Origin of the sequence: Streptantibioticus ferralitis, from assembly GCF_029223525.1 — a bacterium.
Taxonomy (GTDB): Bacteria; Actinomycetota; Actinomycetes; order Streptomycetales; family Streptomycetaceae; genus Streptantibioticus_A; species Streptantibioticus_A ferralitis.
The window spans coordinates 1-14,285 of the sequence record NZ_JARHTQ010000018.1 but is presented as its reverse complement, the minus strand read 5'-3'; the positions used below and the strand labels follow the sequence as shown (position 1 = coordinate 14,285).

The 14,285-nt window shown below is 71.0% G+C and carries 9 protein-coding genes; all 9 read left to right on the top strand.

The window, feature by feature from the left end; all coding sequences use genetic code 11:
• Window positions 1-119: 119 nt before the first annotated feature.
• Entirely contained in the window at window positions 120-455 is a 336-nt protein-coding gene (locus tag P2L57_RS24540; protein ID WP_275818148.1) for a WXG100 family type VII secretion target, read from the top strand.
• A gap of 45 nt (window positions 456-500) precedes the next feature.
• Window positions 501-791, top strand: a complete 291-nt coding sequence (locus tag P2L57_RS24535) for a WXG100 family type VII secretion target (protein ID WP_275818146.1) — start codon at window positions 501-503, stop codon at window positions 789-791.
• A 44-nt stretch (window positions 792-835) separates the two neighbouring features.
• Window positions 836-1,501, top strand: coding sequence for a hypothetical protein (locus P2L57_RS24530; protein ID WP_275818144.1), 666 nt, complete (start codon window positions 836-838; stop codon window positions 1,499-1,501).
• 206 nt (window positions 1,502-1,707) lie between these two features.
• On the top strand, window positions 1,708-3,828 hold the full coding sequence (locus P2L57_RS24525; RefSeq protein ID WP_275818142.1) for a WXG100 family type VII secretion target: 2,121 nt from the start codon (window positions 1,708-1,710) through the stop codon (window positions 3,826-3,828).
• 50 nt (window positions 3,829-3,878) lie between these two features.
• Window positions 3,879-7,628 (top strand): hypothetical protein, encoded by a 3,750-nt coding sequence (locus tag P2L57_RS24520; protein WP_275818140.1) that lies wholly within the window; start codon window positions 3,879-3,881, stop codon window positions 7,626-7,628.
• Window positions 7,629-7,783: 155 nt separating this feature from the next.
• The gene (locus P2L57_RS24515; protein ID WP_275818138.1) at window positions 7,784-8,224 is read left to right on the top strand and encodes a YbaB/EbfC family nucleoid-associated protein; all 441 of its coding nucleotides are present in this window, start codon (window positions 7,784-7,786) and stop codon (window positions 8,222-8,224) included.
• Window positions 8,217-8,576: a hypothetical protein gene (locus P2L57_RS24510; RefSeq protein ID WP_275818136.1), complete on the top strand. Its 360-nt coding sequence runs from the start codon at window positions 8,217-8,219 to the stop codon at window positions 8,574-8,576. The genes P2L57_RS24515 and P2L57_RS24510 overlap by 8 nt, the downstream gene beginning before the upstream one ends.
• Before the next feature lie 3 nt (window positions 8,577-8,579).
• A complete protein-coding gene (locus P2L57_RS24505) occupies window positions 8,580-9,437 on the top strand; it encodes a type VII secretion system-associated protein (RefSeq protein ID WP_275818134.1) in 858 nt (285 codons plus the stop codon).
• A 94-nt stretch (window positions 9,438-9,531) separates the two neighbouring features.
• Window positions 9,532-14,285, top strand: a 4,754-nt coding sequence (locus P2L57_RS24500) for a WXG100 family type VII secretion target (protein ID WP_443732078.1), incomplete at its 3' end; no start/stop codon positions are given.

Genomic DNA, 14,285 nt, shown 5'->3' with positions numbered 1-14,285 from the left:
GGCAACAAAGAGCCCGCACCGTCCCGCGCGGGCGCAGCGCACGCCACGATGGAACGCGAACTCGGTTGAAATCGTAGCCGTAATCCCTATTGCGGCACCCGTCGTCGAAAGGACGGACCATGGCAATCAACGGACAGACGAATGTCGATATCGCGGGCATGCTGGCCGCGCAGCCCCACTTCGAGAAGGCGCTGGGCGACACCACTACGGCATACAACGGTATGAACGAACAGGCCCAGACGCTGGAGTCCAGCTGGACGGGGCCCGCGGCACAGCAGTTCATTCCCGCGCTGCAGCAGTGGCTGGACAACTGCAACACGGTGAGGGCGCAGCTCCAGATCGTGTACGAGAAGCTCGAAGCCAACACCGGCCACTACGACCAGGTGCACACCCAAACCATCGACGCCGCCACCGCCGTCAAGCAGGCGATGGCGGCCGGCCTCCCCGGCTTCTGATCCGCGTTCCCCCGGCATCTCCCCATTGAGCGAAAGGGCAGCAGCATGACCTCCTACCAGGTGAGCCTGGAGCAGATGGACTTCGTCAAGGGCGAAATGGACTCCATCACCAAGCAGATCCAGCAAACGCTGAGCGACCTGGACGACGGCGCCAAGCAGCGCCTCGCGGAGTGGTCGAGCGACGCGCGCGACGCGTACAACGTCGCCAAGGCGAAGTGGGACGCGGCCGCCGCCGACATGCAGAACCAACTGGCCACGGCCACGGTGGCGGTGGGCAACATCGGCGAGTACTACACCAGCGGTGAAAAGTACGGCGTCAGCCTCTGGGAGCAGTGACGCCGGTGGCGACGAGCACATGCGGTGCGAGGAGGTGACCGATCGTGGCTGGGGAATTCGGCAACCAGGACTTCAATCCGTCTGATTCCAGCGGCGGTACGTCTGGTTCCGGTAGTGATGGACCACAGCCGTACCAGGGCGGCCTCTACACCGACAGCAACCCGGGCCACATCAACCCGGGCCAGCCGACCCCCGCCATGCCGAGGATTCCCGCCTCGGCCGACGGCGGTGCGCCGCTGTCTGTCGACACATCGGCACTCAAGACCTTCTCCGACAACCTGGACACCATCGCCGACGCGCTGGGCGGCGCCAGGAAGAAGCTGGACCAACTCCAGCCCGTCCGGGCCGGCGGTAAGGAGTTCGTGGAGGCGCAGAACCTTGCGCGGAAGGTTTCCGGGAGCCACGGGGACGGGGGCCTGCAGCACAACTACGTGGCGTCGTTGACCGCTCTGCGGACCGCGCTGATGGACACGGCCGAGGGGATCAGGACGCTCGCCAACAAGTACTCGTCGATCGAAGAGATCAACCAGAAGGCGGGCGCCGACCTGCACCAGCTCCTCCAGCAGGCCCAGGGCGACATCGGGAAACTCCAGCAGACGGCCGGGGGTTCGGGTTCGCACTCGGGCTCGTCTTCGGGCTCCAACTCGGGTTCGAACTCGGGTTCGTCTTCGGGCTCCAACTCGGGTTCGTCTTCGGGCTCTACGGCGTAGCACGTCCGTGTCCGTCTGGCCCGGTGACCCGTCACCGGGCCAGACGGATCATCCAGGCAGAGCGCTGTCCGGCACAGAACGGTGCAGAGAGAACAAGGCAGGCCCCACCGGCGGTGTACGGGGCTCGACACAAGTGATGGCGGCGCAGCGTCCAGGGAGGTGGGCGGTGCGCCTCCCGGGCATGCGGCGGAGGGAAGCACACAGACATGGCGGACAGCGAGACGAACGGCGTCGTCGGAGGCGCCATGGGGCGCGTGGAGGCGGGCGCCCAGGGCCCGGTGAATCTGGACACGGGAAACCTGAACACAGGCGATACGAACGCGGCAGATGGTATTGCCCCCGCACATACCGGGGACGGCTGGCTTCGGGAAGGTAACTACCCCCACTCCATGGCGGATGGTGGCTTCACTCGCCCCGAGTGGCACAAACACCCCTACCCCCGCGGCTGGCACTCCATGGCGGATGGTGGCTTCACTCGCCCCGAGTGGCACGTTCCGGCCAGTGATGGTACTGGCCCCGCACGTACCGGGGACGGCTGGATTCCGGAAGGTAACTACCCCCATTCCGAAGCGGATGGTGGCTTCCGTCGCCCCGAGTGGGAGCACCCATACGCTCCGGGCGGCGATGGCAACGCGGACCAAGGCGTTTCTGGCACCGGCGGCTACGACGCGAGTACGGGCTACTACAGCGGCGTTGCGAACCCGGGTACGGCGAACACTGCGACAGGTAACGGTTCGGGCGGTTCAGGCAGTTCGGGTGATTCCGGTGGTTCGGGCGGTTCCGGTGGTTCTAGCGGTTCCAGCAGTTCCGGTGGTTCGGGTGATTCCAGCGGTTCCGGTGATTCCGGGAGTTCCGGTGGTTCCGGCGGTTCGGGTAGTTCCAGTAATTCCGGCAGTTCCAGTAGTAGTGGCTCGGATAGCAAAGGTTCGGGCAGTTCGGGTAGTTCCAGCGGTGATGGGGGAGCGAGCGGTGCAAAGGGCGACTACTCCCAGTGGAAGTGGAAGCAGGTCATGATGGCCATCACCGGTGCAAACCCGGATGACCCCGGCCAGAACGGCAATACGATCTCCGACCCCAAGACCCTCCAGGACGCCGCGGACGCCTTCTGGTACTCCGACCAGGTGCTGCAGAAGGCCGCCGAAGCCATCACCAACCAGGCTGACGCCCTGGCCGGTTCGAATGGGTCGTGGCAGGGAGAAGCGGCCCGGAGCCTCCACGGAGCAATGCAGACGCTCTCCAAGCAGACCAAGGCCATGGCCGACACGCTGTCCGGGGGCGTCTCCGGTGACGCCAACGTCCCACAGCAGTTGGCGGACAACGCGGAGCACCTGCGCGAGGCGATCGCGAAGCTCCAGGACATCGACGCCTATTACGCCAAGGAGGCCCTGCGGGTTGACCCGAGCCTCGCGATGGACGACAACCGGGTCAGGGTCAGCGGCAACGATCAGATCAAGGCGATGTTGGACAACGACATGCGGCAGGTGCTCGTCTCCCTTGCGGCGCACTACCAGGTCAACGTCGACAGCGTGACCTACTCCACGCCGCCCACCAACCCGGCGAATCCGTCGGGCGGGTCGTCGGGTTCGTCTGGGCAGTACGGGTCGTCGGGTCAGTACGGGTCGTCGGGTCAGTACGGTTCGTCGGGGGGTCAGTACGGTTCGTCCGGGGGTCAGTACGGTTCGTCGGGGGGTCAGTACGGTTCGTCGGGGGGTCAGTACGGGTCCTCTGGTCAGTACGGGTCGTCCGGGGATCAGTACGGGTCGTCGGGGCAGTACGGGTCGTCCGGGGATCAGTACGGGTCATCGGGGCAGTACGGGTCGCCGGAGGGTCAGTCCGAGTGGTCTGGGTCGGGAGATCAGTACGGCGGGTCGGGGGAGCAGTACTCCGGGCCGCCTGTAGACCCCCGCCGCCACGGCCCCGGTCCGATGATTTGGCATCATCCGGACGTCGGGGTTCATCAGGCGTCCTGGACGGGTGACGGTTCGTCGCAGTCGGGTGGTCTGCACGAGTTGCACTTGCGGAGCGACGGTCCCTCCCAGCCGGACGGTATGGAGCAGTTGCGCCCGGCGACCGTGTGGAGGCTTTATTCGGCTGGCCCTGGGGTGCTGTCAAATGTGCACAGTGACATGGTCTCGGGGGGCGGCCACTCGCCGCAGCCGGACAACACGGTCCAGCCGCTTGGTTCGGGCAGTGCGCAGCAGCCGGTAACTCCCATCCAGCACCTGGGAACCGGCGTCCCCCAGACCGACGACGGGCCGTCGACGTCGGTGCTGCCAGTGGAGCCGAGTCAATCGGAGCAGGAGCCGGCGACACTGCCGGGGTTCTAGGCGGTCATTTCCGATAGCACGGGCATCGGGCGGATGGGAGCGCGGAGAGCATGGCTGACAGCGGCAGCGGCAGCGGGGGCAAGGACAGCGGCAGCAGCGGCAGCAGCAGCAGTGGCAGCGGGGGCAAGGACAGCGGCGGCAGTGGCGACACGGGTTCTGGCGCGAGCGGTGATTACAGCCAGCTGCCCTGGAAAGACGTCATGCGGTATATCACCGGTGAGGACCCCGACCACCCGGAGAACGACCCGTCCGCGCAGCTGATTTCCGATCCGAGCACCATCCAGGACGCCGCGGACGCCTTCTGGTACACGCAGCGAGTGATCGAGGCGTCCCACAAGAGCATCGGCCAACAGGTCGAGGCTCTGACCGGTGAGCACGGCCCGTGGCAGGGACCGGCGGCCCGCAGCCTGAACGGCGCTATGCAGACGCTGAACAAGCAGGTGTCGGGGATGGCCAGCACTCTGTCCGGGGGCATCACCGGTGACAACAACGTCCCGCAGCAGTTGGCGAACAACGCCCAGCACCTGCGCGAGGCCATCGCCAAGCTGAAAGACATCGACAGTTACTACGCGGATCAGGCCGTGAAGATGGACCCCAGCCTGGTGATGCCGAACGGTAATGTCGCGATCAGCCAGCAGCCGCAGCTCAAGAACATGATGGAGAACGACATGCGGCAGGTGCTCGCCACCCTGGCGAGCCACTACCGGATCACGACGGACTCCGTCGCCCAACCGACCCCACCCCACAACCCGGCCGCCGGCCCCGGCCCCGGGCCCGGGGCCGGTGCGCCACCCCCCTACCCCCACCTCGGCCCCGCCCCACACCCGCACGGCCCCGGCACCCCTGGCCCCAACACCAATCTGCCGGACTTCGGTCCCGGGCCCGGCGCCGGGGCGCCCCCTCCCTCTTCGGGTGGTACGGGCCCTGGTTCGGGTGGGCATTTGCCGGACTTCGGTCCTGGGTCTGGCGGGGGCGCGCCCTCTCCGTATCCGGGTGGTACTGGCCCTGGTTCGGGTGGGCATTTGCCGGACTTCGGCCCCGGGGCCGGCTCGGGCGCGCCCTCCCCGTATCCGGGTACCGGTCCTGGTTCGGGTGGGCATTTGCCGGACTTCGGTCCTGGGTCTGGCGGGGGCGCGCCCTCTCCGTATCCGGGTGGTACTGGCCCTGGTTCGGGTGGGCATCTACCGGACTCCGGCTCCGGGCCCGCCGACGTCACCACCAGCCCATATGGATCGAACCTCCCGGGCGGCGGCAGCCTCGGCCCGGACTCCGGCGCGATTCCGCCGCCACTCCGGATTCCGAACCCCAACGCGTACCCCGGGGGCACGTCCCTGGGCGGCGGCTCGAACCTGCCGACCAACGGCACACTCGACCCGACCATGGACGCAGCTCTGAACCCTGGCGGTTCGGGTGCTTCCGCCGGCGACATCGGGAACGTGGCCCCGTACCCGGGCGGCCTCGGACTCGGTGGTTCGGGGGCCAACTCCGGCGGCGACTCCAAGTCCCCCGGGACGAGCCCGCTGCGGTATCCCGGCGGCCTCGGACTCGGTGGTTCGGGGGCCAACTCCGGCGGCGACTCCAAGTCCCCCGGGACGAACCCCCTGCGGTACCCCGGCGGCCTGGACGTCGGTGGTCCGGGCACCAGCGCCGGATCGCTGAGCGATCACGGAGCTCTCGGGTCCAATCTGCCCGGCGTGGACACCTCCGGGATCTCCGCGCCGGACCTCGGCGGCCTCCAGAATCCGTCCGGGTATCCGAACACCTCCCTGGATTCCGGGCTGGCAGGTTCGGGTGGCGGGGCTGCTGGTTCGGCGGGGGGCATGGGCTCCGGTATGCCGATGATGCCGATGGGCGGTATGGGTTCGGGTTCGGGTGCGGGGGCGGGTGGTTCGCATACGGGGCCGTCGGATGCGTCGGGTCTGTTGCATGGGGATGTGACGCCGTGGAAGGGGTCGCCGTCGCTGGGTGCGTCGGGTGACGTCCCGGGCGGCGCGACGTCGGGCGGCCCGGGGCTGGACCTGTCCGGGTATCCGAACACCTCCCTGGATTCCGGGCTGGCAGGTTCGGGTGGCGGGGCTGCTGGTTCGGCGGGGGGCATGGGCTCCGGTATGCCGATGATGCCGATGGGCGGTATGGGTTCGGGTTCGGGTGCGGGGGCGGGTGGTTCGCATACGGGGCCGTCGGATGCGTCGGGTCTGTTGCAAGGAGATGTGGCGCCGTGGCAGGGGTCTCCGTCGCTGGGTGCGTCGGGTGACGCCTCGGGCGGCGCGGCGCAGGGCGGCCCTGGTCTGGATCTGGCGGGGAACGACGTCTCCTCGGGCGGACAGGCCACGCCGGACTCGGGGCAGAGCGGTTCCGGTATGCCGATGATGCCCATGATGCCGATGGGCGGCATGGGCGCCGGCGGCGCGAACAACGACGGAGAGCGCTCCTCCTCGGACGCGTCCGGGCTGCTGGACGGCGGCAGAGAGCCGTGGTCGGTCACACCGGTGGAGAACGGCGCGGACGTGGGCTCCGCACAGGGGACGCCGCCCGGTACGGGACAGCTGCGGCTGCCCGGCGGGAACGGCCAGGTCACCTCGCGGAGCACGGGGGACGAGGGCAACTTCGGCTCGCCGTCCGCGACTTCGTCCCCCGGCGCGTCCACTGGTCCGTCCGCTGTGCCCCCCGCCGAGCAGGCCGAAGCCGGACTGCTGGAGGGGCTGCCGTTCCTCGCCGCGGGGGCATGGGGCGCCGCGGGGGCGTGGGGCGGCGAGGGCGGTGCAGGGGAGCCCCGCGGCCGTCACTCCGAGCGGGCCGAGGCGTGGCAGGAGGCGCCGTGGGAGAGCACCGGGAGCGGTCTGCCGGCCGAACCCGCCGCCGACCCCGGCCGGTCCGAGCCTCACGAGCCGTCAGAGCAGCCCGCGCAGGCCACGGAGGTTCCCGGCACCACCGTCCACGAAGCGACCCCGCCCGCGCACGCGGCGACGGCTCCCGAGCGCCTCGAAGCACCGGCCCCGGGGACGTACGAGGTGGCGCCGGAAGCCGTGCGGGAGCCCTCCGCCGGGCAGCCGTACGAGGCCGAGGCCGTCGCCCTCCCGGACGGCGGGACCGGCGGGACCGTCCAGGTGCCAGGCAGCCAACAGGCGAACGCGCAGCCCGTCACCGGCCCGGCCCGGCAGCCCGTAACCGGCCCGGCCCGGCAGCCGGTCCACGCCTCCGCCCAGGCGCCGGCCCCTCAACCGGTGCACGAGCCCGCGCGCGAACCGGCGGCCCAGGCACCCAGCGGTACGGCCCCCGCTGCCGATCCCGCCGTCCCCGTGACGGCCTCCGAAGGACCTGCCGCCGACGATGCCTCCTCCTGGGACGCGCCGGACACCTCGCTCCTGCATCTGCTCGGGCATCCCGCCGGGGCGGCCGCCGGGCCCGGGGCGGAGGCCGACCTTCGGATGGACGAGGCGGCGGCCACCGTGACCGGTCTGGCCGGGGCCGCCTTCATGATCGGCCAGACGACCCCCACCGACCAGGCGCAGGGTCTCGACGAGCCCGTACGGCCCGCGTGGCGGCCGAAGGCACCAGGGCCCGGCGGCATCCGGCGGATGGAGTTCACCTGCGCCTTCGACGAGCCCGACCAGCCGCCCGCCGCGCAATCGTCCGAGGAGCCCGAGGCCCCCGCCGCGGGCAAGGGCCGGATCGGCGGCAAGGTCAAGGGCAAGAGCAAGGACGGTGACGGGGAGGACACCAGCAGCGTTGCCGACCTGTTGCGGCAGAGCGAGGAGATCTGGGGAGCCGGCGCACCTGGCACGGGCACCTTCGGCTGACAGAGGACCGCCGCGGCTCCGCCCGGCTGCGCAAGAGGGCAGAGCCAGCTGTATGTGCGGTCAACGACCGCCGTATCCGGTAGGCCCCGGCCGCCCGGTGGGATTGACTCGTGACGCCCGGCCGGTGAGGGAACACAGCGCTCAGGAGGACAGGGATGCCGTCTCCGTACGACCAGCAGATCGAGGATCTGCTGGCCCAGTATCGCGACGCCCGGGAGCAGGCGGTGGACACCCGCCGCCGCATCAACGAGGTCGAGGCCACGGTGACCGCGCCCCGGCGCGCGGTGAAGGTCACCGTCGGAGCGCAGGGACAGGTGACGGCACTGGAGTTCCCCACCAACGCCTACCGCACCATGGCGCCGAAGGAACTGTCGAAGCTGATCGTCTCCACCCTCCAGCAGGCCCGTGCGCAGGCGTTGGAGAAGGTGATGGAGACGGCACTCGGGCCGCTGCCCGGCGGACTGTCGCCGGCCGCCCTGGCACAGGGAGACATCGACCTGCGCGCGCTGCTGCCAGAAGAGGTGGAACTGCCCGACGCCGTAAGGGCATACGTCGAGCACGGCCTGGGCATGGCGGAGGGGCGGGGACGTGAGTAGCGATCAGCAGTCCTCGGCGAACGGCCAGGTGCAGGTCGACACCGACAGGCTCCAGCAGGGCGCCGACGCCCTGGAGGGCTTGGCCGCCCGGCTGACGACGGCTGGGGAGCGGTTCTGGAGCGACAGCAATGCGCAGGGGCAGGCGTGGGGCGACAACGATGATGGGAAGAAGTTCTTCGCCCAGTACAAGAAGCCGCACTCCGACGCGGTGGATGCCGGGGAGGAGGGTGGCACGGCGCTGGACGACGCGGCGAAGCAACTCCGCGATCTGGTGGCGACGCTGACCGCGCTGGAGCAGCAAGCGGCGGCCACCGGGCGGAAGTTGACATTCGAGCCGACCAACGGCGGGTGACAGATGGGCAGCACATCCGAGAGCGCGGCGGCCGTGGAGCAGGACGGGCCGGTAGTCCCCCAGACGCCGGTCTCCGAGGACGCCGCGGCGGACGCACCCCGGTCCGGCGGGCAGGACGAGGAGACCGGCAGCGAGATGCCACCGGTTCCTGATCACGTCCGTGAGGCCGCTCGGCTCGCTCCCGACCACTGGTTCGGCATGATCGACCCCACCTGGTCGGGGGAGGGCAACCCACCGGAGTGGGCGATGGTCGGCCAGTGGCGCTCGGACCTTGAGGGCGAGATCGTCGAGTGGCGGGACAACGAGGACTACCGCCCCTCGCCCAGGGCGCTGGACTGGCCCGACCCGACCGACCCGGTGGACGCGGCGGTGCAACTCGCGGCGACCGGCTACGGCCCGGCCGAGGACATCACCCGCGCCCTGGCGGAGGCGGAGGTCGCGGTGTTCGTGGCGCAGGGCGGCGCGCTGATGTCCGCCGTGGCGCCGGATGACGAGACCCCCGTCGTACCGGTCTTCACCGCGCCGGAACACCTGCACGCCGCGGGTCGGCTGTCCTTCGTGGCACTGAAGGTCCCCGAACTTCTCGACCGGCTTCCCGAGGGTCACCTGATCTATCTCAACCCCAGCGGCGCGGTGAGCATGACGGTGGAGCTCGAAGTGCTGCGCGAGGCGGTCGGGGCCGCCGGCGACGAGGACGGCGAGGGCGGCTGGCTCGGTGCCCTGGACGACCTGCTGCCCGCACCGGCCCCGGCTGACCCCGGGGTGGCCGCCTCTTCCGAGCCTGACGGCCCTGCGGCGCCCACCGTGTTCACCGCCACCTCCACCGTCTCGACCGTTCCGACGACCGGAGACCTGCTCTGACCAGGCCGCGGCGCGCTCCCTTCCCGGTCGCGCGGGACGCGCGCCGCCTGGCGGGAGCCTGTCCGCGGTACACCTCGCCGGACGGGTGCCGCGCATGAGCATCATGCTCCCGCCCGAACTCAAATGGGTCGCCGACCTGGCGGGCGGCGACTGGCCGCCGGCCGACGAGGACAAGCTGTGGGCGCTGCGCGACATCCACAACGCGTACGCCGAGGAACTGCGTTCCATCGCCCAGGGGTTCGACGAGGCCATCGCCGCCGTCAAGGCGGGCGTCTCGGGTGCCACGGCGGAGAAGTTCGAGTCGTACCTGCAGAAGTTCCAGAAGAACCTGGAAGACGTGGCGACGGGGTGCGACCAACTCGCCAGCAGCCTCGACGAGTTCGCAGTCAAGATCGAGTACGCCAAGATCATGATCCTCATGAGCCTGGCGTGGATGGCTGCGCAGATCGCCTTCTTCATCTGGTGGGCCCCCGAGGCAGTGTCGGCCATCGTCGCCGAGGGCCGGCTCGCCATCATGATGATCCTCCGGCAGTTGATCGCGGCCGCCGCGATCAACGCGGGGGCCGGCGCCCTCATGGCCGCGGCGGCCGAGGGCATCCAGTTCGCCAAGGGGCACCGGCACCAGTTCGACTGGAGCGACGTCCTCGTCGCCGCCGGGTCCGGCGCCATCAACGGGGCCATCACCGCCGGCCTGTTCGGGGGAGTGGGCCTGTTCGGCGGCAAGGTCGGTGGGCAGATCCTCTCGACGCTGGCGGGCAAGATGGTCCTGGGCGGTATCGGCGGCGCGGCGGGAACCGCGGCCTCGGACGCCGCGTTCGGCCTGAACGGCAGCCCGGGGCTCGGCTTCGTCGCGGGCATGGCCGGCGGCGCGATCGGCCACATCCCCTCGATGCACGGCGGCAAGGGCGGCGGCGACCGCGGCGGCGAATACACCAAGATCCCGGACTTGCCCGACCCACCGGACCCCAAGGGCGCCGTCCCGCACCTGTCCGTCGAGACACCCGCCCCGGACCCGGCCGCCACCCACATCCCGGGCGATCACGTGGGCCTCAGCCTGGAGGGCACCGGTCCGGACGCCGGCGGCAGGCGTGGGGTGGGGGACGGCGCGAGTGAGTTTTCCAGTTGGTCCGGCAGTGAGGCCGGTTCGGCGGACTTCGCACCGAGCACCGGAAGCGACAACGAGCACACCCCGCTGCTGAACGGCTTCGGTGACGGCAGTCCGGACGCCGGCGGCGAGCACGGCGTGGGGGACGGCGCGAGTGAGATCTCCGGTCGGCCCGGCAGCGAGGCCGGCTCGTCGGACTGGACACCCAGCATCGGCGGCGGCAGCGGGTATACCTCGCTGCTGGGCGGCTTCCGTGACGGAAACTCAAACGGCGGCGGCTCCACGCGGTCCGGCGACAGCTCCGCTGTCTCGGAGCCGGGCGGTGACAACGGCTGGGGCGGGAGCAGCTATCCGGAGTATTCCCGGCCCGGCTCGAACGACGGCGGCGAGGGCGGCGGCGCAGGGAGTTCCGCCGCGCCGCCTGCGGGCAGGGACGAGTACGGTCATGACGGCCCGACGGGCAGCAGCGACACGTCCAGCGTGGTCTCGGCGCCGGACGGCCCGGTCCGCGGCAGCAGTGTCGCCGCCTCGGGGATCGACCCCAGTGAGCCTCCTCCTGTCGTGGAGGCTCCCCCTCCGTCCGAGGGGCCCGCGGGCTCGTCCGGCCTGACCGAGCCCGTCTCCGGACCGCCGCTGCCGAAGCTCACCGCCCAGGCGCTCGACCAGGTTCCCGGCTCCGGGGATCGGGTGAGTTCCTGGCTGAAGGAGAGCGGGCCGGACACGTCGATGCCGGTGGAGGGCGGCGGGTCGCACGAGCAGACCCCGGGGCCGCGGGTCACGCCGGACGGCGGACTGCGCGACCTGGAAGGCCCGCAGGGTCCCGCGCAGCAGCCCCCCGCGTCCGCGCATCCCGAGGTGACCACCCCCGCGCCCGGCGGGCAGCCACCGCTGGCCGGCTTGCGGCAACCGGACGGGCCTGAGGCGGGCTCCGGGCTGCGCGGTCTGGACGACCACCCCGCGCAGCAGCCCCCGGCCACCCCCGTCCAGACACCCCACGGCACCCCGCCGCCGTCGGGGCATGAGTCTCCGCCGCCGAGGCTCACCTCCGAGGCTCTAGGCCAGGTACCGGGCTCCGGGAACCGGGTGGAGTCCTGGCTGGAGCGGCTCGGGCCGCACGAGCAGACGCCGCGACCGCAGGTCAGCTCCGGCGGCGGACTGCCGGGTCTGGACGGTCCGCGGGGCTTCTCGGGGCGACCTGACGGGCCCGCGCATGCCGAAGGGCTCTCCGTGCCACCCGGCGGCCGGCGCTCGGCCGTCGGCCCGGAATCGGAGTACGGCACGGAGCCGCCGATCGTGCGGGAAGCCGGTGCGCCACAGGTCGGTCCGCAGCAGCCCGGGCTGAGCCCGGGCGGGCCGCGCCCAGAGGCGGAGGGGCCGTCGGGCACCGTCACCCCTGGGCAGGAGGTGAAGTCGCTCGCCGGGGACACGGCGTCCCACGGCGCGCCCGAACCGAGCCAGCCCGGGGAGAGCCGACCGCCCTCGTCCGACGCGCCACCACGGACGGAAAGCCCGGCGCCCCCGATCGGGACACCGCCGCGGACGGAGAGTCCGGCGCCCGGGCCCGTACACCCGCATGCGGATGTGGAGCCGTCCCCGCAGCACGGCCACACGGGCCCCGATGGCCACCCGGACCACCGTTCGGATGACCGGCAGGACGCCGAGCAGCACGACCCGCAGGAGGCGACGGCCACCCCCTACAACCGGCCGGACGACTGGAACGACCGGGTCGACCGGTGGGCCGGGTACTGGGACGACCGCAACGCCCGCACCGACGCGATGCTGCGTTTCGAGCGGGAGCACCAGGGGCAAGAAAGGGCACTCCAGACCGGCTACGAGAACTACGCGCGCAACGACCTTTTCGGCGGCCGCTGGCTGCCCAAGGACGGCGTCGGCCACCAGCAGGCCGTCAAGGACTTCCACCGTGCGGTCCTGGACGACTTCAGGAACCAGTGGCAGACCAGGGGGTCCGAGGGCTTCGACGAGCACCAGTGGGCGAGCAGCTACGAGCAGCACCTGGGCAGCGCGGACCGCTACTTCGCCAACGCCGGCTCGCGCAACCGCGAACTGACCCAGTTCAACGAGGCGATCAACAAGGCGGCCGGCAAGGACCTGTTCGGCGGCCGCTACCTCCGCTCGTCCGACGACGTCCCCAGCAGCGTCGACGACTACGTCACCGACCACTACAAGGACCCGTCCTACGACAGCGACAACGGCAGGCCCCGCCCCGGCGACGACGGCTACCTGCCGACTTCCCTGTCCCACCTGCGCGCCGACCAGTTCGCGAGGATCCGCGCGATCGTCGACCGAGCGCACGAGGATTTCCCCGACGACCCGGTGGCGCGGCAGAACATGATCGACGACCGGATCACCGAGCTGGGCGAGGGCCTGCCGCGCCGGATCGCGCGGCTGACGGACTCCACCAGGGCGGTCGACGAGGCCACCGAGCGCCTCGACGACGTGCTGAATCCCGATGAGCCCGGTGAGGAGGCGCTGCCGGCCACCGCCCTGGACGACGCCAACCTCGCCAGGTTCCGCAAGGAGTTCCAGGACGACCTGCACACGTTCCACCAGCGCGGGTGGGACGAAGCGGCTCTCGGCGATGATCTGACGCCCGGGCGGACGGCGAACCTGCGGCAGTTGCGGGACTTCGAGCACGGCTGGAACCAGTTCGTCGACCGGACCTTCGAGAACCTGGACAGCCGGATCGGCCACGCCGAGTTCCGGCAGTTCGCGAACAACAGGCTGCAGCGCCGGCTGCCGGCGGAGTTCGACGCCTACGAGGAGAACACCGCAGGACTGCGGTCGCTGGACGCGGAGGCTCGCGACCGCCTCGGCGCGGAGTTGACCCGCGCGCACGAGAAGGCGGTGGACGAGTACTGGTTCGACCACTCCAATCACCCCGACTTCCGCCCCTTCCGCCAGCCCAGGTGGGACGGTGACGCGACCCGGCCCCCCCGCGCGTACGACGCCAGCCGTGCTCTGCTCGACTCCTCGATGACCGCCCGGATGGACCACGAACTCGGCCTCAACGAGACCCTGGAGCGCAGCGCCAAGGCGTTCCATCCCATGCGCGAGGACCCCGGCGAGGAGAACGCGCTCGACAAGAGCTTCGCCGAGGACGCCAGAGACGACTTCAGGAAGGAGACCATCAGGACCTACGACAACCTCTTCGCGCCCTACGAGCACAACATCGAGGCGTGGCTGCAGCACGAGAAGGACCACGAGAACGCCTTCCAGCGCACGTTGGACTCCCTGCCGCCGTCCGACCGCTCCCGGCCGCCGTCGCCGGACGCCGCCGATGGGCCCACCCCCGAGGACGGCGGGGCCGGCGCCGCCGAGGGCGCTCGCGCCGACGCGCCGGGCGAGCACGGTCCCGTGGAGGGGCCCACGGCCGAGCAGGGGCAGGCGACGGTCCAGCAGCCGGCTCCGCCCCGTGCGACCACGGCTGTTCACCACGACGAGGCGCCCACCGGCGAGCAGCAGGTGGTGGAGCAGAGTCCGCAGGAGCGGTCGGCGGCTTCCTCGTCCGCCTCGGCGGTGACTCATGCGGAGCCGGAGACCGGCTTGGCGCCCTCGGTGTCTGAGCGGTCGAGTGCTGCGGACGTGCACGATCGGGCTCAGGGTGTCGAGTTGAGTCCTGCTCAGACTGAGGCGGTTGTGCGGTCGGGTTCGTCTGGCTCGGCGGACGAGCGGGTGGCGGCTTGGCAGGAGTATCAGCGGGCGTCGGCGGCGGTGGTGCGGGC

Excerpts from the sequence above, each read along its gene's own strand:
- P2L57_RS24540 (WP_275818148.1), top strand. The coding sequence starts at position 120 with ATGGCAATCAACGGACAGACGAATGTCGATATCGCGGGCATGCTGGCC.
- P2L57_RS24535 (WP_275818146.1), top strand. The coding sequence starts at position 501 with ATGACCTCCTACCAGGTGAGCCTGGAGCAGATGGACTTCGTCAAGGGC.
- P2L57_RS24525 (WP_275818142.1), top strand. The coding sequence starts at position 1,708 with ATGGCGGACAGCGAGACGAACGGCGTCGTCGGAGGCGCCATGGGGCGC.
- P2L57_RS24520 (WP_275818140.1), top strand. The coding sequence starts at position 3,879 with ATGGCTGACAGCGGCAGCGGCAGCGGGGGCAAGGACAGCGGCAGCAGC.
- P2L57_RS24515 (WP_275818138.1), top strand. The coding sequence starts at position 7,784 with ATGCCGTCTCCGTACGACCAGCAGATCGAGGATCTGCTGGCCCAGTAT.
- P2L57_RS24505 (WP_275818134.1), top strand. The coding sequence starts at position 8,580 with ATGGGCAGCACATCCGAGAGCGCGGCGGCCGTGGAGCAGGACGGGCCG.